At 62.9% G+C, this 19,098-nt stretch carries 12 protein-coding genes; 1 reads left to right on the top strand and 11 read right to left on the bottom strand.

All coding sequences use genetic code 11. The features are described from left to right. Positions 1–4: 4 nt before the first annotated feature. Positions 5–547, top strand: coding sequence for a GAF domain-containing protein (locus AC1Q7Q_RS22620; RefSeq protein ID WP_492370949.1), 543 nt, complete (start codon positions 5–7; stop codon positions 545–547). A gap of 119 nt (positions 548–666) precedes the next feature. On the opposite strand, the gene AC1Q7Q_RS22615 is transcribed toward AC1Q7Q_RS22620, so the two are convergent. The 11 genes from AC1Q7Q_RS22615 to AC1Q7Q_RS22565 all read right to left on the bottom strand — a co-directional run bounded on the left by AC1Q7Q_RS22615 (position 667) and on the right by AC1Q7Q_RS22565 (position 19,096). After that, entirely contained in the window at positions 667–1,296 is a 630-nt protein-coding gene (locus tag AC1Q7Q_RS22615; RefSeq protein ID WP_492370950.1) for an SCO family protein, read from the bottom strand. Positions 1,297–1,388: 92 nt separating this feature from the next. Then, positions 1,389–3,023 (bottom strand): cytochrome c/ABC transporter substrate-binding protein, encoded by a 1,635-nt coding sequence (locus AC1Q7Q_RS22610; RefSeq protein WP_492370951.1) that lies wholly within the window; start codon positions 3,021–3,023, stop codon positions 1,389–1,391. 2 nt (positions 3,024–3,025) lie between these two features. Beyond that, the gene (locus tag AC1Q7Q_RS22605) at positions 3,026–3,868 is read right to left on the bottom strand and encodes a LolA-like protein (protein ID WP_492370965.1); all 843 of its coding nucleotides are present in this window, start codon (positions 3,866–3,868) and stop codon (positions 3,026–3,028) included. Between the two features lie 17 nt (positions 3,869–3,885). Continuing rightward, a complete protein-coding gene (locus AC1Q7Q_RS22600; RefSeq protein WP_492370952.1) occupies positions 3,886–4,671 on the bottom strand; it encodes an outer membrane lipoprotein-sorting protein in 786 nt (261 codons plus the stop codon). A 46-nt stretch (positions 4,672–4,717) separates the two neighbouring features. Then, positions 4,718–5,203 (bottom strand): hypothetical protein, encoded by a 486-nt coding sequence (locus tag AC1Q7Q_RS22595; RefSeq protein ID WP_492370953.1) that lies wholly within the window; start codon positions 5,201–5,203, stop codon positions 4,718–4,720. A 152-nt stretch (positions 5,204–5,355) separates the two neighbouring features. Next, positions 5,356–14,121 carry a cadherin-like domain-containing protein gene (locus AC1Q7Q_RS22590; protein ID WP_492370954.1) on the bottom strand — a complete coding sequence of 2,922 codons (8,766 nt, stop codon included), beginning with the start codon at positions 14,119–14,121 and terminating at the stop codon, positions 5,356–5,358. 17 nt (positions 14,122–14,138) lie between these two features. After that, entirely contained in the window at positions 14,139–15,734 is a 1,596-nt protein-coding gene (locus tag AC1Q7Q_RS22585; RefSeq protein WP_492370955.1) for a multicopper oxidase domain-containing protein, read from the bottom strand. A 10-nt stretch (positions 15,735–15,744) separates the two neighbouring features. Then, a complete protein-coding gene (locus AC1Q7Q_RS22580; RefSeq protein WP_492370956.1) occupies positions 15,745–17,226 on the bottom strand; it encodes a multicopper oxidase domain-containing protein in 1,482 nt (493 codons plus the stop codon). Positions 17,227–17,571: 345 nt separating this feature from the next. After that, on the bottom strand, positions 17,572–18,114 hold the full coding sequence (locus AC1Q7Q_RS22575) for a type II secretion system protein (RefSeq protein ID WP_492370966.1): 543 nt from the start codon (positions 18,112–18,114) through the stop codon (positions 17,572–17,574). Positions 18,115–18,179: 65 nt separating this feature from the next. Continuing rightward, entirely contained in the window at positions 18,180–18,569 is a 390-nt protein-coding gene (locus AC1Q7Q_RS22570) for a type IV pilin protein (protein WP_492370967.1), read from the bottom strand. A gap of 8 nt (positions 18,570–18,577) precedes the next feature. After that, complete coding sequence (locus tag AC1Q7Q_RS22565; protein WP_492370957.1) at positions 18,578–19,096, bottom strand: type II secretion system protein; 519 nt, start codon at positions 19,094–19,096, stop codon at positions 18,578–18,580. Positions 19,097–19,098 lie beyond the last annotated feature (2 nt).

The following is a 19,098-nucleotide window of genomic DNA, read 5'->3' as shown; positions in this document are numbered from 1 at the left end:
AACCGTGACCGATATCGTGAATGACGCCGCGCCCTGCGTCGTGACCTTGCCTGTGGCGCTGCTAGCCTCGCTATGCGACACGCTGGCGCGCGCAGCCAAGCCCGCCATGGCCTTCGATGCGATCGGCAGCGCCACTGCCGCGCTGCTGGGCCCGGGGCTGCTCACCATCAACGCCTACCGGCGCGCCAGCTCCGAAGTGGTACGGCTATGGTCCTCCGACACCGCCGCCTACCCAGTGGGCGGCCGCAAGTACAAGGCTGATACGCCGTGGACACGTTGCGTGCTGCATCAGGGCGAGGTCTTCGTGGGCGAGGGGGACGCGGCGCTTGAAGCCGTGTTCGACGATATCTCGACGATTCGCGGGCTTGCGCTTTCGGCCGTGGTCAATGTACCGGTATGTGAGCGCGGACAATGCGTAGGGACGTTCAACTTCCTTGCGGCGCGCGACGCGTGGACGCAGACCGAGGTGGCCGTGTTGCGCTTGCTCGCGCAGATGGTGGCGCCGGCGGTGATGGCGGCCAGCCCGGCGGCGCAAGCAGAGCGCTGAGACGGGACGTCCGGCATCCGCCTTGCCGGCCAGCGAAACGTCTACTGTCGGCATTCCGGCGCTTTGCAGGGACCTGACGGAGATCCCTGCAAGGCGCCAGAAGCCGGATCATGCTCCAGTCAGTTAGCTGCGACCAGCTTCTGATAGGCAAGGAACAGCTCGTCCGCGGTAGCAAAGCCATCGATCCGCAGCCATGGATTGCCCGGCGCCGCACGCAGGAATACCACGGGACTGTGGTTCATCTTGTCCTCGTGATAGACGTTGAATGCGCGCTGCGTGGCAACGCTCGCGGCAACAGCGCCGGTGTAGTGCTGCCATTCGGGACCCGCTCCGAACTTCGTCGCATATTCCCGCAGGCGCGACGGCGTGTCCTGCTCCGGGTCGATCGAGATCGACACCATGTGCACCTTGTCCCTGTTCGGGCCAAGCTCGCCCTGCAATTGCGAGAGCGTCTGGCTGATCACCGGGCAGACGGATGTGCAAGTGGTATAGATGAACGTCAGGACCACGGGGCGGCCATCGTCCAGTTCATCCTTCAGCGACACGGTACGGCCATCGTCTCGTACCAGCGTCACGGATGGCAGTGAGTAGGCCGCGGTGGATGTGCGCGTGTCCCGCATCATGTGGTGATGCGCATGCGGATCGGCGCCATCGTGCGCCAGCGCATACGGCATCACCGCCGCGATCGTGCTCCCCGCCGCAAGGGCCGATACCAGCGCCCTGCCCCATCGTTCTTTGAACGCGCTCATGGAAACCTCCTTCAGCAATTATCGACACGCTGCGCTGGCGGATCTTGGCAATCCGCACATCCCTCCGGATGGACCTTCACCTGGATGCTTCCCTACGGCACCGTCCACTCCCCGTCCACGGTCAGCCGTGTATGCTCAGGCTCCGCGAACCGGACGATGTATCCCCCTTTGGAAGCGAAACGCTGGCCCGGCCCAAGCGTCAGGCGTGGATAGTAGCCGGTGATGATGCGGCGCTCTATCATGTCGTCCATGCGCTCCACCAGATAGTCGCGCGCAAACGCGTCGACCATGTGGCTCAGCGTCTCAGCCAGCAGGCCACAGGCAAGAAACGTGTCCGCCTGCGTCTGCTCGGCGACGACCGGGATACGCCGGATCGCAAACCAGCCCAGCGCATAGTCCACGCGCACACGCCGGCGCTCCGGCAGGTCGACGGGATAGGCGAGGCGAGTCACACCGCGCCAGCCCGTAGGCAACGGCGTGCGCTCGAGCCCGCCCATCAGGCCAGACATGAACACGTCAGCGCGCGGCGGCGGCGCGTTGCCAAGCGCGGCGATGTCGCCAGGCCGCAGCCACAGCATGAGCGCGTCCGCGCCCGCTGCGCCGCGCAGCGCTTGAGCCACGCTCTCGCCGTTGGCGAGAGCGTGGCTGGATACCGCGACGCCGTGCCCCTTCAGCTTGACGGCGAGCGCCTTGGCCGCCGGCTCCCCGCTGTCGCCGGCACGATAGAACTGGCGCACCGACTTCGCCACCTTGCCACTGCCCGCATCCAGGATCTTCTTCGCGATCAGGTCCGCTTCCAGCAGCACGCCGCTGGAGAAATACAGGGAATAGAAATCGGTATCGCTGTTGACTGGCACCTCGATATTCGGAAACAGGCATGGCACGGATTCCTGCTCGCAGAAAGCATGGACCGGCGCCCAGTTCCTGCCACCGAGCCCGGACACCACGGCAAGGACAGGCTCCGCCGCCAGATGCCGCTTGAGTTGATCCAGCCAGGTCGCTTCCGGGCCGGTGAGTTCCCAGACATGCAGTTGCCAGCGGCGATTGACCATGAACATCATCTTGCGCGAGGTACGTAGCGCAGGGGTCGGCCCGAGCGGAAACGTGTTCTTGTCGGCGAAGTAGTGGTCCAGCACATCCAGCATGCCGCGGCGCTTCACGGGATCCGCATCGGGCGTGATGATGGTAGCGAAATGGAGTACCGTGTCCGTGACCCCCGGCGGCCTGCGTTGGTCCATCCGCTTCAGGTATGCGATCAGTGCGGCCATGTCGGCATCGTTCAGCGCGAATTGCGGCATCAGGTAATTGAGCGGCCTGCCTTCCGAGTCCAAGCCCTCGCGGATGGCTCTGGCAACAGTGTCATCGGTATACGGATCGCGATCGGCCCGCATGCCCTCGACGTATGGGAGGTCGAGGTCCTCGAGGCTCTTGGCGCGCGGGTGAAAGAGATAGCGCCCGGTGATCGGCGGCACGGTGCCAAAGCCCTCCTTGGCGCCGAGCCCGCTGCGCCGATGGCAATTGACGCAGGCCGCGGCGGCCCCCTGCATCCGCATGCCGCCATCGCGGATCGCGTCGAGCGGCGCCCCCGAAGGCAGCTCGCCACGCTGGAAAATCGCTTCGCCGGCATCCGTTGCCGAAGCGCCGCTGGCTTGGCCGCCAAACCCCGTCAGCGCAGCGGCGACGAAGCCCGCTGCGAGCGCCCGCAGGGCGGATAGTCCCCGGCTCATCGCTATGGCGCCGGCCGGGCCATATCGCCCGGACCTGGCCGCGCCTGGGCATCGATCGACACCGGCTTATCCTGCCTCGGCGTGCCGGGCTTGGCGAACATCCAGTCGCCCAGCGAGGGGTTGAACGAGACTTCGTCGATCACGAGCTTGTCCGTTGCCTGGGCCGTCGCGACGCCGCTTTCGATCGTGCACGGAATCTGGAGCCCGTCGATTGCCCTGTAGTCGCGATAGAAGACAGTGACTGTGTGCGACTGTCCCAGGACATTGCGAGATTCGCGGTCGTATTTGAGTTCCAGGAATGTCTTCGCGTCGATCCACAGGCGGCGGCTCCCGCCCGAAGGTAGCCGGATGCCAAGGCGGTATGCCTTGTGCCCTTCGACCTCATCGACACCTTCGAGCGTCACGGCGATACCCTTGGCCTCGTAGTCCATGAGCGGCCCGTCGATCACCTGCTCGTCATGCGCGAACTTCACCTCTTCCATCGAGTAGGGTTGCAGATTCGGCTTGCCGCCCTGGGTCGGGTGGAGCTTCCAGCCATGGCTGCCATCAAAGACGCGCACGGCCATCTGATTGAGCGCGGTGATCTCGAAGCGAGTCTTGTTGGGACGCTTCATGGCCAGCAAAAAACGTGCAGGCGCATTCGCGCTCTCCACGTGTCCGACCCAGACCATGGTCTGGATCTTCCGCCAGGCCTCAAGCCCTCCCCGTGCCGCGGCGTTCTTCTCCACGATCTGGGCCACGCTCAAATCGGGCGACGCCGATGGCTGCGCCGCCAACACCGCCAAAGCCGCCATCGCCGCCATCGAGACACAAGCAGCGAGAACCCCAAGGGCGATCCGTCTTATCGTCATAGCCCCCCTCCTTACTTGCCGGGCAACCTGGCCGACGCCAACTGCGGTTTCGCAAACACGGCATCGTCCACCGGCGGGTTCATCGCCACGTGCTCGACGGTCATCCGGTGGGCTTTCTTGACACCTTCGACAGCGGTCTCCATGACATGCGGCATCTTCAGCCCGCCCTCCGTCTTGTAATCCCGGTAATAGACGGCAACGCTATGCATCCTGCCGTCCAGCTTGCGCGGCTCGCCCTCCATCTTCAGTTCGAGAAAACTCGTTGCGTCGACCCACAAGCGCCGCTCCACGCGGTCTTTCATCGTCAGCTTGAGCTTGTAGGCCTGGTGCCCCTCCACGGACTCCATCCCCAGCAGTTCGACCTTGGTGCCTTTCCTGGCGTAATCGACCAGCGGGCCATCCAGCTCCGCGGCTTGCGCGGCAATCTTGGCCTCGGCTGCGCTGTACGGCTCGACCTCATCGCGCCCCAGGAAGGGCCTGACCTTCCACCCTTGCGCCCCGTCGTACACCTGCAGGGCCGTCTGGTCCTGGAAGCGAAGCTCGAAGCGGCTCTTGTGCGGCCGCTTCATCGTGGCCACGTACGGCAGCATCACGTCCTTCTTGCCGCCGACATCGATCTGGCCCGACATGGTCAGACTGTTTACCGCCCGCCAGGCTTCAAGCCCGCCGCGGGCAGCCACATTCCGGTCGGCGATCTGGGCGGCCGTCAGCCGGCTCCCCGATGCGCTTTCCGTCGCCGCGCCGGCTGATCCCGCCAGAGACACCAGGCCCAATGCCAGGAAGAGAATTCGGTTCATGAGCACACCCCCCAATCCATGCCTCAAAGATCGCGCCCGCGCGCGTTCATTCAACCACCAGGCCGTCGATATGAAAGGAACCGATCATCACGTTGACGCGGTCCCCGGTTTTAATCAGGTTGCCTTTGTTGGAAAACACCATCCAGTATTCCTGGCCAACCGCCAGCGGGCCCGATTGACGAAGCTGGCCGATCTTGTCCATGACCGGAATCTGCAGAAGTGCCCGGCTCCTTTGCCCGAGCAGGTAGGGCGTCGCATTCTTGTCGCTCAGCATCTGGGCAATTCTGGGGTCGGTCACGCGATAGCTAAAGCGGATCAGGTTGCCCGATGCGGTCTGGCGCACGTGCAGATCCTCGACACCTCTGTAGAGATCGTAATAGACCTTCGCGTGTTTTGGCAGCTTCACCGGCGCATACGGCGAGGTCCTGGCCGGCGTCGTCGCGGCACGGACTGGCCCCGCCGGGGGCCCTTCCTGCGGGAAGGCCCATTCAGCCAGGGCGGTTCCCCCCCAGATGCAGCCGGCAAGCAGCATCGAGATCCTCGTCAAGTTCCTTGCATGACTGGACATGTTCGCACGCCACTCCCGGATGGCCACTGGTTCCTGCTTCTTCGACATTGGGGGGGGGCGACAAGTGCCGCGCCCCCTTCCCCCTTCGCGCCTCGACTTCGCGCTCCCACCCATTCCTAACGAACTGCCACCCCCTTCAAGGCCGACGTCTGCGTACCGGAACTATCGGTAATGCTGAGCGTGCCGTTCTGCGTGGAATTTGCTGCATCCCGGCCGGCAGGCCTGAACTGCACGGCGATGGCGCAGGTGCCGTTCGGAGCCAGGCTGGTGATCCTGCTGGCCCCGGTTGGGTTGACACTGCCACACGTCGTCTGCTGCGCAACAATGAAGAAGTTCGTGTTATCCACGGTGATCACCGGGTTCGCAATACCTGTCAGCGGTACGCTACCCGTGTTCTTTAGCGTGAAGACATGAACCGGCCCCGCATCGCCCCGCGCGACGCTGCCGAAGTCCTGGGTCGACAGCGTCAGGGTCGCGCTGGGCGAGGCGCCTGCCACGAACTCAACCGCTCCGATATCGAACTTGCCGCCTTGCGGCCGGACGGTACCGAAGAAGTCGTGATTCGGGGCACCCGCGTCGGTCGCGGTATTGATTGCCGGCGAACCCGACGTGATCGCGTAGTTGCCAAGTGGCACGTTGTAGCCCGGGCTGCCAGACGAGATGCTGGCGTTGAACAGGGAGAGCGGTCCGTAGGACATATTGATCCACTGATTGCCTTCATCCGGGGTCGCCGTCGGCATCAGGCCGAAGAGCGGGTTGGGCAAGACTGTATCCGAGATACCCGGCGGCACGGCGAATCCGACCCCTCCACCTTCCGGCGGAACCCGCGAGCCATTGCAGTACTGGCTGACAACAGCGGGGTTGGAACCCAGGTTGCTTGCCCCCTGGTAGTCGGCGGCGTCAGTCAGGATCGAGAATTGCGGGCTGAGCGTCAGGCCCGACTCATGCTTGCTCGGTCCGGAGTCGCCAAAGGCGCCGATGTCCCAGTAGATAGCCTTGGGGTCGCAATAGCCCGTCGTCTTCCCAGCTTGGTTCAGCGTCGGATTCAGCGTCACCACGTTCTGCAAGCCAGGGATCGACGGATTGAGGCCGCCCACCGTGATGTAGAACGAACGGTTCTGCCAGAACAGATTGTTGGCCATCACCGGGTTCGAGAACGTCGTGCAGGCAGAGGTTCCAACCGGGCAGGTGACCCCTGCATTGCTGAACGCTGCGATGAAGTTCGGCGTGTGCCGCGCCGTCTCGAGACCAGCCGGCTGGTAGGTCGACGTGGTGATCGGATCGCAAGTCGTTTCCGCGCCCACCGTGGTGCACTTCGTCGGCGGAGGTACATTGGACTGAGCGGCCGCGGGCGTGTTGAAGAGCACGCCTGCCGACGCCGTCGCGTCGTTGGAAACGATGGTGTTGTTGATGAAGTTGACGCCCACCGCATCCTGGATCGACACACCGCCCCCTGCCCACCCCGCGACGTTGTTCGCGATGATGTTGTTGGTGACGGAAACCCGGTACCACTTCGACGCGTCATTGGGACTGCGCTGTACATCGGTGCCGTTGATGCCCTGCAGCCGCAGACCACCGCCTTTACCGCTCTCCGCCGTGTTGCCGATCAGGAGATTGCCGTCGATCGTGAGGCCCGGGCCTGCGCCGTCGGACAGCTGCGGTGCGCAATCGACATCGACGGTCTGGTTCTCGCAGAAGGTGCCATCCGGCGGTACTCCCTGGGCGATGATGCCGCCCCCGTAGGTAGGTAGCGTCGGGTTGTTGCTCTGGTTGAAGAGCACCAGATTGTGCGAGATGTCGCCGTTATAACTGAAGCCGAAGTGGGCCACGCCGCCGCCGTCACCACTACTCATGTTGCCGCACACCCAGTTGTAGTTGAAGTGGTAGTTGTCGGCTCCCGAGCAGAAGGTCACGCCGCCGGCCGCCGATGGCGTGGTCGAATTGATTTCATCACCGTAGGAAGCGTTGGAGGTGACCGCGTTGTGATGCACATTCACGTTCATGTTGAAGCCGAACGGAATCTGCGTCACGCCGTCCGCACCGATGGTCCCGTCCGGTACCTCGACCTGGCCGATCGTGATGCCGCCCGTGAGCGTGCCGGCATTGCCGAAGACGCGGTTATTGGAGATCTCCATGTTGTGGTTCCAGCCGTGCAGGAAGATGCCACCGCCACCTTGCGAGCTGTTGGTGAAGGTGATGCCATCGATACGCGACGGATTGCAGAGGAAGTTGCTGGGATTGTTCGCGCAATCCGCGGCACTTGCCGTCAACGGCGTGCAGATGCCGTTCGCGGTGCAGTTCGGGTCGGGCTGTCCGTTGACGTCTTGCACGCCCTTCGCCAGAACTGTAATGGCCGCGCCTTCGTACGCGCCCATCAGCGTGGGCTCGATCAGAAGCTCGCCCAGGTTGCCGTTGAGCGTGCTGTCCCAGCCGAGGGTGGGCTCGAACGGTATTGGGTCGATCCGCCGCTGCATGGCCAGCGGATCGGTTGCCAGGCCCGTGGGACAGCTATAGGTGTTGGTCGGGTCGAACGGATTGGTCGGCGAGATCACCCCACCGTTGCGCGACATGCCAAACAGGCAGCTGACCTGCGCCCGCCACGGGTCCATCTTGCCAGACGGGTGCGTATTCGCGTTGACAGTCACCGAGGCAGCGCCAACGCCCTGCAGCCGGACCGGCTTCCACATCAGCAGCATCTCCTGGTAGACACCCGGGCCGACGATGATCAAGTCGCCGGGGACGGCCTTGTCGATCGCCGTCTGGATGGCGTTGCCGGTGGCGTTTTCGCCAGCGACGTAGGTCGGCGCCTTGCCGCCGATGCTGACGCTGACTGTGTCGACGGACTTCTTGCCATTGCCCGCGGTGATCACCAGTTCGCCATGGTCCGATGACAGCGCAGGCACCGTGACAGTGATCGACTGGTCGGTCCACGCCGTGATCTGCGCAGGCGTGCCGCCGATGGTTACGCTCGAAGGCACAGTGCAGGCGCCTCCGACGCTGGTACACCAGCTCCCGAAACCATAGTGGCGTGTGATGAACTTCTGATTGTAAGGGACCTTGCTCGCCCCTGGTCCACTATAGGCATGGTTGGTTACCTGCTGGTCGCCCAAGGCACTAATGGTCAAAGTGTGGCCCGCAGCGCTGACCCACGGACCGGCACCGCCGTTGCTGGCATCGCCTACGACCTTCGAGATCGCAGGCGTGGCATCCGGATACGCGCAGTCAGGCTGGTTATATCCATCCGCGAAGGCCTGCACCGGCACCACCGGCGTGTCCATGTACTGGGTCTGTCCTGGCATGAAGGGAATCTCGTAGCAGAACTGGCTGTACGCGGGGTTGTACATGGGATCCCTGATGGTCTGCCCGGGGTGCGCGGGATCCGGCATGTCCGGGTCGTTCATGCATGCGACCATCATGGTCGGCGCATAGCCGGTCGGATTCGGCGGATTGACTTCCCAGGTCGAATAGTTCAGGCCATTGAAGATGCCCCACTGGTCGGAGTACACACGGGCCACTTCGTTGCCGCCGAAATCCTTCATCGACACCGGCACGTTGGGTACGGCGAACTTCTCGCCGAATTGCGGCGAATACGGGTCGAATTCCGAAGAGAAGTCGTCCAGCATGAAGCCGGTGAAGTGCGCGGCGACGTGGGTTGAGCTGAATACCCAGAACTTCGCCAGCACCGTCATCTGATCGGTAAGCGTGACCTCCTTGCGGTCGCACAGGTGCCGCGACGCACCGGCGAACGGCGCCACCTCCTGCGAGCCCGGGAACAGGCTGATATAGTCGGGAACGATGCGCAGCGCACCGACGCAGGGCCAGAAGGTCTCGACGCTCCCGGTATCGCCCTCATGCCTGGGCGTGGATCCCAGATCCGTGGTCGGGTTCTGCGGATTGTTGGCGTTATAGGTGGCATTCACCGCCGCCTGGTCGGGCAGGATGAAGATACTGCCCAGGCCAGCGAACTGCTGGGTCACCGGCGCGATGTAGTTGTCGCCAATGAGGATGTTCTTGTCCTCCTCCTTCACCAGTTCGTAGCCCGGGGGCACAACCACCTCGACCACATACTTGCCGGGGGGCAGCATGGGCGTTCCGGCCTCAAAGACTCCGCCACCCGCGGGATTCGGCACGCAGATGCTGCAGTTGGTACCCATCGGCCTTCCGGTTTGCGGATTCCTGCCTTTCACGCTGGGGAATTGGTACATCCCATCGTAAGGCGCGGGCTGCAGCTGATTGAACATATGCATGCCGTCATAGCACTTGAACTGGGACTTTGCCGGCAAGGCAGTGTGCTTCGGATCGAGCCACTGGGTGCTGTTCTGCAGTGTGAAGAAGTACGGGTCGGTGGTTTCCTGGCCCGGACAGTTCATATTGGGCACGCCGTCGCTGCGGAAGCCCTGCGCCCAATCGTCCCAGCTGCTGGTCGTGGTGGTATCCACCAGGGTCAGGCTGGGCGTTCCATCCTTAGCAGTGCCCTCCTGATACAGGTTGACAGTCACGTTCGGCACGTTGGGCGTCCAGCTTGTGTGGATCAGCAGCGCGGGGTCGTCAAACGGCCGCGTGGAGGCATAGATCACCTCACCCTTGATGCCACCGTTCTCGTTTGCGGCGAACGGCGTCTTGCCGAACTCGATGAACGAGCTCTGGCCCGAGAAGCCTTGCCAGCCAAGGGTGGTCACCGACGGCGGATCGATCCGGCCGGTCGACGGGTTGGCGGCACTGTGGCCGGGGTGCAGGATCGAATAGCCAGTGCAATCCGCGTTGTCGCAGTACACCGCGCCGGGGACCCGTAGCTTGTCTGGCAGATGTGCAGTCGCGGATTCCGTTGTGTTGGCAAAATTCGCCGCAATGCTCGACTTACCGCCGCCAGGCGTGCCATCCGGCGGACCGCCGGCATCATAGACCACGTGCACACCCGTCTGCTTGAAACGGGTCGTATCGGCTTCCACCACATACCAGTTGAACAGCGGGAAGATCTCGTTGAACGCGGCGTAGCCGTTGAGGTCGGTATTGTTGAAATTGGAATAGCTGCCGTCGCGGAAGCGGATGTTGGTCGGCACCAGCGTGAGGCCAGGCTCGCCGTCCTGCGAGACGCCGTCACGGTTCAGATCGATGAATGATCTGGTATAGAGATTCGTGTGCCATTGCAGGACCGCGAGATCCCCGACATTGACGCTCCTCGCGTTAGGTCCAAGCTGTACCGCCGTGGCAAGGCCATCGACGATCTGATCGTTCCACTGGTCGAAGACCGTTAGCCTGAAAGTGCCATCGGGAATACCGGAAAAGCTGAACTCGCCTTTGTCGTTGCACTTGGTGAAGGCGATGTCCTCGCCGTCCGGATCCCCCAGGCTCACATAGCACTGCGTGAAAGCCAGGGAGTCGCGCGAGCCGCTGCCGTAGAGATGCTGGTTGGGCGGCCGGCTGTAGTGCAGGTTGGTGATTCTGCCATTGACCGCATTGGCGCACGAGGCTCCGGAACGGTCGCATAGGCCAGACTTCGCGGCATTGGTCCTGCGATCATTGATGATCTTCGCGTTGGCGAAGCCGACGGAGACGTGAAAGCCGGCCGGGCCAAACTCCTGGAAGTACGCCGGGCCGCCTACCTTGATGAAGGCATCATGGGCTTTCTGTCCATCGAGCGTATTCGTCTGGAGCCACTCCTCGCCCTTGGCAATTCTGTCGGCTGCCGGCGTTGCGACCACGCCGTATCTGCCGGGCATCAGATTGGCGATGATGGCCTGGCCGACCAGCGGGGACAGTGTCGTGCCATCGGATTCATATTTCGGACAGGTGGGAATCATGCCGACCAGTCCGTCTTTCGCCGACTTCGGCGTTGGCGAGATCGGGCACGCATTCAGGTGCGTGATCGGATCGATCATCCCCTGCAGCGAATTGGAAAGCGGCATGTTGAACATGTCGTACGTCATCTGTCCGGTCGGATCGCCCGTGCCACCGGCGTCGTCGAATAGCTTGATCTCGAAGCCTCCCAGTCCCGGCTCCCGGGACGTCCCGAAGCCCTCGGTGCCGCCGCTGACGTCGACTTCGCCGTTAAGCGGTGCATCATCCTCGAACACGAACACCGAGACCTTCGCCGTCGCCAGCGGCGTTTGTTGCAGCGGTATGTTGACCGTCTTCTGTGCAGGCGCGATCGGCGCGCCGCCCATGCCGTGGCCACAGGTTCCCGTTCCGGGGGCGAAATCCGCGACCGACGGGCAGTCCTTGGCAATACTGAAAGGCCTCTGCAACCCCTGGGGCTTGGCTGGATCGACCGGCTGGGGAGCGCCCGCGCCCGCAGCGAAGGGGTTGCCGGCATCGCCGGGCAAGATCGAAATGTAGTAGTGCTTGGCCGGGTCGAGCGCTACCTGGCTCGGGTCGACCGGGGCCTGCTGCGCGGAGTCCGTGCGACAGACGCCATTGCCAACATCGCACACGGCTGGCATGTGCGAATTGCTCGCTGGGTCGAAGACTGTCTGCCCCGCCTCGCAAGCAACCTGACCGACACAGCCCGCGGCAATGACAGGCATGTAGCTGGTATGGAAGCTGGTCCCCAGGCTCGGCACCGGCAGCGGCGGGCAATTGGCCGGCCGCGTGGCGGAGTTCACCTGGCATGCGAGGTCGATCTGGAAGGTGCGGTCTTCCTCGATGATCCAGCGGTAGTCGGTGATCTTGACCGGCGTTGCCCCCGGTCGCACGCTCGGCGCGTCAAATACGTTCACGACAAGGCCACTGCCGCCCTTGAACGTCACCGTCACCGTGGCAGCATTGCTCGATGTCTTCTGCGAATTCACCGCCTTGTACTTGAAGGTCACGCTAGCCGTCGTTGCGGGGCCCGGCGCAGCCGTGGGTATTGCCGTGAACGAGCCGTCCGCGTTCAGCATGACCGTGCCGCCCGTGGCGCTGCCGGCGACCAGCGCGGCAGTCAGCGGAAGCTGTGAAGGATCGCTATCGTTCGCCAACACGCCGGGCGCGCCGATCTGCAACCGCGATGCAATGTTACTGAGGAAGCTGTCGCCGCCGGCTGTGGGCGCCCCTCCCTTGCAATTACCGGTACAGGCGGCCAGCGTCACCTTCGCCGTCAGCGCGGCGTTTCCGTTCGCCTGGTACGTGAAGCTGTCGGACGCAGTGCCAGTATTGGGCACGTAGGTAAACGTACCATCAGGATTCAAGGTGACCGTGCCGCCCGTGGGTGCTGTCAGCAGCTTGACGCCGTAGACGCCCACGTCGTTGGCGACCACGCCCTTGGCAGGGTCCGCCACCGTCAGGCTATTGCCCGAAACCAGGAAGTAGGAGTCGGGGTTGGCCTTCGCGGTCACCCCGCTGGCGGGCAGTGTGGCGCCATTGGCACCGATATATGCCATCATGCCGCCGTCGCGCTGATTGTTGGTGGATAGGCTCAGCTGGCGATCAAACACCGCCAGGGCTGCTGGCGCGGTCGCCGGAGCGACAGCCACGGGGGCATTGATCAGTACGTCATACGTCTTGCCTGCAGCCAGGAATACTTCATTCTGCACTCGCCGGGTCCCCGGGAGGAGATTGCCGTCCTCCGCTAGCAGCGACAGTCCCGAAACCACCTTGGGCGTACCCGAACTGTTGTCGGTTGTCAGCGCCCCTACGATGGACGGTACGTGCATGCGCAGACCAGCGTTGACGAAGCGCACCAGGACACTGCCGGTGGCGTTGGCAGGGTTCGTCGAGAATAGCGAAGTGGCGGTCTTGGTCCTGTCGAAAGCGATGCCATTGATAAGGTAGTAGCGCGGATCGTAGTTGACAGCAGGCGGATAGCACGCGGCTGCGCGGTCGCTGCAAATCACGCCAGTCAAGGTCAACGCCGCAACGACCTGCGCCCCGGTGCCGGTGGTACTCGTTACCGTAACGTCGGGAACGGCGTAATAGCCCGTCCCGGCACTGTCGACCGTGATACCAGTGATAGCGCCGGTGCCGTCCACGCTTGCGACATGAGCCGTCGCCGCTACCGAAGCGCCGCCACCGGAGAACGCGACGAAATCGCCAGCCTTGTAGCCAGTACCCGCGATGGGGTTGCCGGCGGAGTCGAGCGCCACCGAGATGGAACTGACAGAGTCCCTGAGGACGCGGGAGGAGGTTTCGCTGAAATTCGCGGTCGACACAGCCGTAGCCACGGCGGCATTTTGCGTGGCATCGATTTCACTGAGCAGCAGAGGAACGTCCGCGTTGTAGGTGACGCCCGGATAGGCGGTGCCCAGCGCGGGCACTACGGGAGCGGTGGTAACCACCAGCACGCCATAAAGACCCATCGGACCCTGGATGGACGGGTGGGTTCCCGATTCGATCAGGTAAGTACCGGGCTTGAGATTGCTCCATGTCAGCGCCGTTGGGCTTGCGCCTGTGGCCGTGGCCACTTCGGTTGCAAAGGACTGGACCCGGGGCCCCTGATTGGGCGGACTAAAGGTAGCGCCATTGCTATCCCCGGCGATCGGCCAGGTCACGGCCTGGACCGCATGGTTCGGGCTGGGCATTGTTGTTCGCGCCGCGCCCAAACCGCCGCCCAATTGACCCACGATCACCAGCGACGTGGGAATTCCCGAGGTGGCGCCCGGAGGCACCGGCAGATTATTGGTAAGGTTGATCGTCAGATTGCCAGGAGGGACGGTAATCACCACTGGCGTCCAGCTCGTCCCGGCATTCGGATTCAAGCCCTTGCAAGCGGCGGGCGCAGCGGCGCCGGTGCAGGTGTAGCCCCACATCGGCACAACTTGTCCGTCGGGCAGCGTGGTACTTGTCGCGCTCGCGGTCAGGTTGACACTCTGCGCGAACGACGCGCAGCTCGCCATCAATAGAATCGATGCAGCGAGGCCTGTCTTGACCAAGTCGAAGAGGCTCGCCTTGAACTGGTTGGATCTCATCGCGTTTCCCCTGACCTCTAATTGGCTTCGTTGATCGTGAAGGCTTGTGGATCGACAAGCATCATCATCATCATCCCGCCCGGGAAGATATTGTTCGTGGTGATCTCACGCTCATTGTGCGAGTGCCACATGAAGGCGAACCCAGCTTCGCTCGTCGGAGGATTCGCGATCGTGCCCGAGGGCGGCGTAGTGCCCGTAGGCCCAACAGCGCGGACCGTCGCATCGGGCCCCAGATAGGGACTGCCGCCATACCAGGTACCGTTCGTCAGGATGTTCGCATCGGGTAGCGTTACAGGGCCGCCACTGCCGACCTGGCCGAACGGATGGGTCTCGAGGGCCTTGTTATGATCCTGGCACCACTCGTAGTAGTTCGGCGCCATCGGGTCTGCCGTGTAGTAACCGTTTGCGTCCGGGGTGCATACCACCGGCTTGCCGAGGTATGCAGGGAACGCCGGGTCGGTGTACAAGCCACCGTCGACATGGCCATACACGTCCCAGTTGAGACCTCGGCCCGTCCAGTAGAAGATGCCATCCATCGCCACGCCAGGTGTGGTCGTCGTAGTGAACAGCAGCGGCCCGGCAGGCGAGACATTGTCGGTCTGGCTGAGTATCAAATTGCCGTCGCGGGCCAGCACCCGCACATGATTGCCGTGCTCATGGAACGGATGCTGCCAGCGGCCGGTACCGATGATTCTCAGCAGCACGAGCTCTCCGGGGTGCATATGCGGATTGCCGTTGTACGGCTGGTGCGGATACTGCACGGCATAGTTCGGATCCATGTCGTCGGGCATGGAGCGGCCATTGATCATGAAATACGCTGGATGATAGGGTTCGGTCTCGACGGTCATGCAGCCGTTGGGCCGTGTGCACGCCTTCCCGGCCGGTGTCCCGACCTGCTGCTCCGCCTGGGAATGGATGCGGGGATCCATCTCGGAGAACTGAAACAGGTACTCGCGGTCGTAGCACGACGCGCTGTTGGTGTAGGCTGCCGCCGCGTTGCGGAAGTCGGTCTGTCCGTCCGGCAGCGTGCTGCCGACGGCCCGGCAGCCAGCAGGTATGGTGGTCGGCAAGACAATGATGGCCCCATACAGTCCCATCTCTATCTGCAGGTCGCCCTGCGTGCCGCTGTAGTAACCATGGGTACCCTCCGTCGTTGCGACGAAGCTATAGGTGACCGACCCGCCGTGCGCGGCCTCCCCGGTGAGCAGGCCTGGCACGCCGTTTGACGTGGTGACCTGAAACCCGGGGAAGAGAATCGAGGTATTGCCGGCGGCCGCCGGCAGGTTGTTCCTGAGCGTCACCGTCACGGTATCGCCCTTTCTGACGATCAGCGTCGGGCCCGGTATCTGCATGCTAGGACAGGTCGCACCGGGGATGGCCGCAGGGGAAAAGCCGGCCGGCGCAGTGCCGCCGGCACGGCAGCCGTAGCCCCAGGAGTAGATGCTGGATCCATCCGGCTGGCTAATACGCGCCGCCTCGGCAGTCAGATCGAAACTCGTCCCCGTAATGCCTGGCGCCGCGGCGTATACCGGCACGCAGAACAGCACGGCAACGATAGCGCAGGCAAGCCGCGCGAAAGTCGCAATCCACGGGTTGCTGGTAGAGTGGCCCACGGCGCTTCTCCTAATTGCAGGACTTGGTAGTCGGGTCCACCACATTGCAGATGTGGACCTCGGTCATCAAGCCACCGAAGTTCTCGGCGTCATTCGAAAGGTGATCCAGATTCGGCGTGTACAGGTAATACGTCGATCCCACCGGGTACAGGTTCTTGTTGCTTGCGTCCAGGATCACATCGATCGATTCACCGCCCCCCAGTGTGATCGAGTTCGTGTCGTAGGCCAGATTGTTGCCCGTCATATCGCGCAACAATCGCGCGTTGACACCGACGACATGCATCGGTATGCCGAGTGAAGCCAGCGTCTGGAACTCGCTGACGTCGAGATCCGAGATCCTTAGTAACGCCTTTCCACCGAGTGGAATGTTGATAACGGTCGGCAGCGGCTGCGAGAAATGCGCTGTGCCATCCGCCACCTGTGTACTCATGGCCCCCTGCGCTACCGTGTCCGGATAGCTCCGTCCGTTCAAAAGGAAGTACTTGTCCTTCATGTCGGTAAATGGCTCCGGGTTGAAGGTCATGCCGACGAAGTGGAAATTCGGATCGAAACCATGGATCTGGATCGGGTACTCGACGTCGTAGGCAGTGGTGCCATCGCCGTCGTTGTAGGCGTACAGCGTCGGTGAGTTACTCTTGTTGGGCTGGTGGGTAGCACCATTGTCCACGCGCGGCAGCGGCGTCGAGCACAGAATGTCGCCGCCGCACTTCGTGCGCGGATCGCTCTGCTGGGCTTGCAACGCGGTGTACAGCGAACCGTTCAAAGGGACCCGGTTCTGGCGTGGCCGCACATAGATCTGACCCACCATGCCCATCTGGAGATGCTCCGGCGGGGTGATGTGGCAGTGCCAGAAGTAGGTTCCCGCGTCCGGCGCCAGGTAGTAGTAAGTGAAGCTGCCGCCGATGTTGATGGCGACGGAGGCATCCGGCACACCGTCGTAGAACGAGGATGCATTCGGGTAGCCGTGGAAGTGCACAGTGTGCTGCTCGAACAGGTCCGGGCGCATGATCATTCCGACGTTCGTCAGGGTCAGGAAGAATTCGTCGTCCTCGTCGATCGCCATGGTAGGGGCCGGCATGTTGCCGTTCATGACGCCGACATCCATGATCGCCCGCGCATCGACGTGTCCCGTGATGGCGCCACCGGCATTCGGATCCGGGACAAGGCCGATCGCGCCATTCGGATCTTCTGGCGTGCGAAACACGGACGCCTTCTGCGTTCCCGGGAGGCCGTTCTTGATATCAGTGAGGCCCGATAGTGGACCGAAGGCAAACAAGTAGGTCTGCGTGCCATCGCCCATCGTTGCGTAGCCGTCACCACCGGAGATCTGCTGACACTTGATTCCATCGCTGATCACACCTGTGGCCGACTTTGGATGAAGCGGCGTTTCTTCAGGACATTGAACCCGGAATGACTGGGCTGCCGCAGGTAGAGCGAAGAGAAGCAAAACCAGCGCCGACAGGCCGCCGCGATATATGCGAGTACTAAACATATAACCTCCTTCCTGCGGGTCAGCCAGCGCAATTCCCGTAGGACATCAATTCCCACGCCTGCGGCAACGACACCCGTCCTTGCCGGTCATCACTGATCAATGCAAAGCGCGCCACCAGCGCCGGGATAAGCAAACTCCCTGGGCCTGTAAAATCCCTGGCCCTGGTCCCCGGCCCGATGAACGAAGTAGCGCAACGCCCCTTCAACCGTCTCGTTTCGGGGACGCCCATTCTGCGGTTCTCTCCCCACGCTTGTATTGTGGATAACGCCGATGCAGGTTTGCATGGGTCAACACCCTACTGATGCGGTAGGGCAATCCATCGAAGGTTTCCCTGCGCCGGCGATATCATCTGGACCGTCCGTTTGGACTAAATGGAGAGGCGTTGTTCACGCCTGTGCGCCGGGCAGCTGCGTCGGCTTGTCCGATCGAATCCTGCGTACTCGGAATAGCACTACTCGCGCGGCTTCGGCGACCTGGCGGCAGATAAAGGAACTGCCACTCGCCATAGGTTTTCGCGTTGGCGAAATCCGCATAGCGCCGGGGGAAATTCGCGTGTTTGATCGCGGGCGCCGTGGACTTGCTATACACACCGTAGATACGGTCGCCGTCGCGGAGAAACAGCCAGTCGTTCTTCCCGGTGATCGGGTCCGGGTAAGCACGCCGCAGATGGTGTAGCGGCACCGGAAAGCGCTTGTCTTCCAGCAGGTCGTCGACCGATGCCGGCAGAGTCCGGCCCGCCTGGTAGTAACGCTGGATCGCCAGCCTGTACTGGTTGCCGACAAACAGCAACTCCTCTTCCTGCAGCCGCTGCCGCTGCAGCGCCCAGACGTCGAGCGCGCCCAGCAATGCCACGGAAACAAGGATCAGGGCGATCAGCAGCGTCAGCAGGACCAGGCCATGGGCGCCGTCGCCCTGGCGATGCCGCCTTGAACGACGCACACAGCGAAGGCGGTTCATTTTTCCGGCACCACGGCAGCGGCCGGCACCGCCGCCGCTTCGCTCGCCGGCGCGACGTCATAGACGCCGGCCTTGTCCGTATCCGGCGACGCGATGACCGTCCAGCTGGTGCCACCCGTGACCGGATCTTCCGGGACCCTGCGCAGATAGTGCTTTAGCACCAGTTCGTCGAGATTCTCCGGATACTGGCCATTGTCACCGAAGTACTTATCGATCGCATCCCGCATTACGGCAAGGTTCTGCCGCTGCACCTGCTCCTTGCCACGATCGATGCTGCGAAGGTAGCGCGGTAGCGCAATGGTCAGCAGCAAGCCGATGATCGCCATCACGACCATCAGTTCGATCAAGGTAAACCCATGGAGCCTGCGGCTGCGAGCGGGTTTCATCATGGGCCTCACCAATCTTTGTAGGGAATGCCGTTGAGACCAAGGCGGTCAGTCTTGGATGACACGTCAAACACGTCATTGCCGCCTTGCGGGCCGCTCGCCACACTGCCGTAGGCACGCGAGTTCCAGGTGTCCTCCGCCGGCGTGGAGGCGTCACCGTTGAAGAACGGATCGCGCGGCACGCTGCGCAGGAACATCAGCAGCCCGGCCTTCGGATCCTTCGCGTCTTTGACGCCGGTCACCAGCACGGTCAGTGTCGGCGGATAGCCGGAAGCACCGACTTCTCTTTCTATCGACCCGTAGTCACTGGCGTCCTTGTAGGCGTCCAGCGCGGTACGGATCTGCCGCAACGCAAGCCTTAGCTCCTGCTCCTTTTCACGCTGCACCATCAATTCGGAAAATGGCAGGATCGCCAGCGCGACAATGCCGACAAGTGCCAGCGTTACCACCAGCTCCATCAAGGTGAAACCGCGGCCATGAAGGAGCGGACGGCCGCGGCAACGTGCAGACTGGGCCTGGAGCGTCATGA

This window comes from Cupriavidus sp. GW823-FHT07A04, from assembly GCF_058794615.1.
The sequence above is the reverse complement of the archived record's forward strand: the minus strand, read 5'-3'. Positions and strand labels throughout refer to the sequence as shown.